The 1,451-nt window shown below is 68.3% G+C and carries 1 protein-coding gene; it reads left to right on the forward strand.

The annotated features are described in order from the left end of the window. Positions 1–85 precede the first annotated feature (85 nt). The gene (locus ACFXGI_RS38710) at positions 86–1,336 is read left to right on the forward strand and encodes an IS701 family transposase (RefSeq protein WP_384717784.1); all 1,251 of its coding nucleotides are present in this window, start codon (positions 86–88) and stop codon (positions 1,334–1,336) included. The last annotated feature ends 115 nt before the right edge of the window (positions 1,337–1,451 follow it).

A 1,451-nucleotide genomic window follows, 5' to 3' on the forward strand; every position in this document is an offset into this window, starting at 1 on the left:
CCTAGTAGGGCTTGGTCAGGTCAGCTGTGGTTGAGCGTGTCCTTCTGGTTCGGTGTCGCGTTGGGAGAGTGTGACTCCGGACGAGATTGCGGCTGTGCGTGGTGAGTTGGAGGAGTTCGCGGCGGAGGTTTTCGAGCCGTTCGCGAGGAAGGACCAGCGCTGGTGGGGGCAGGTCTACTTGCGGGGCCTGCTCACTGACGGGCAGCGCAAGTCGGTCGAACCGATGGCCGCCCGGCTCGGTGAGGACGGGAACCGGCAGGCCCTGGCCCATTTCGTGACGACCAGCCCGTGGGATTCGTCCCACATCCGGGCCCGGCTGGCCTGGAAGATGGAGAAGGTGATCCGGCCCACCGTGCTGATCTTCGATGACACCGGGTTCCTCAAGGACGGCAATGCCTCGGCGTGCGTGTCGCGGCAGTACACCGGCACCGCGGGCAAGGTCACCAACTGCCAGGTGGGGATCTCGCTGCACCTGGCCTCGGATCATGCCTCGGCGGCGGTGGACTGGCGGCTGTTTTTGCCCGAGACGTGGGCGCCCGGGTCGGTGAAGGCGGACCCGGACAAGGTCGCCCGCCGCACTGCCTGCGGCATTCCCGACGACATCGGGCACGTGGAGAAATGGCAGCTCGCACTCGACATGCTCGACGAGACCCGCTCCTGGGGCATCGAGGTGCCGGTGGCCCTTGCGGACGCCGGTTACGGAGACGCGGCCGCCTTCCGGCACGGCCTGCAGGCCCGGGGCCTGGGCTACGTCGTGGGAATCTCCACCACCCTCTCGGCCCAGCCAAGCCACGCGATGCCCCTCGCCGAGCCCTACAGCGGAATGGGACGCCGGCCGGTGGCGAAGTACCCGGACAAGCCGCAGTCGGTGAAACAGCTGGTCATCGCGGCGGGCCGGAAGGAAGCAAAGCCGGTGCAATGGCGTGAGGGATCCCGGCCCGGCACCGGCCGCAGCGGCTTCAAACGGATGTACTCACGGTTCGCGGCCCTGCGGATTAGGCCTGCCGGACGCGAGGTCCGCCAAGCGGCCGACGGTCCGGAACTGCCCGAGTGCTGGCTTCTGGCCGAGTGGCCGGCCAGCCAGGGCGAACCCGTTCAGTTCTGGCTGTCCGACCTGGCCGCCAGCACCCCGCTGACCACCCTGGTCCGCCTGGCCAAGCTCCGCTGGCGCATCGAGCACGACTACCGCGAGATGAAACAGGCCCTGGGACTTGCCCACTTCGAGGGCCGCACCTTCACCGGCTGGCACCACCACGTCACCCTCGTCTCCGCCGCTCACGCCTTCTGCACCCTGCAACGACTGGCCGCAGCCCCAAAAGACACGGCGCCGGCGTGAGCCTCTACCGCATCGTCCGCGAGCTACAGACCCTCCTCGCAACATGGACCGGCGCCTGCCCCACCTGCCACCGCGACATACCCACACCAACCCCAACCTGACCAAGCCCTACTAG

The organism is Streptomyces sp. NPDC059355, assembly GCF_042752335.1.
Lineage (GTDB): Bacteria > Actinomycetota > Actinomycetes > Streptomycetales > Streptomycetaceae > Streptomyces.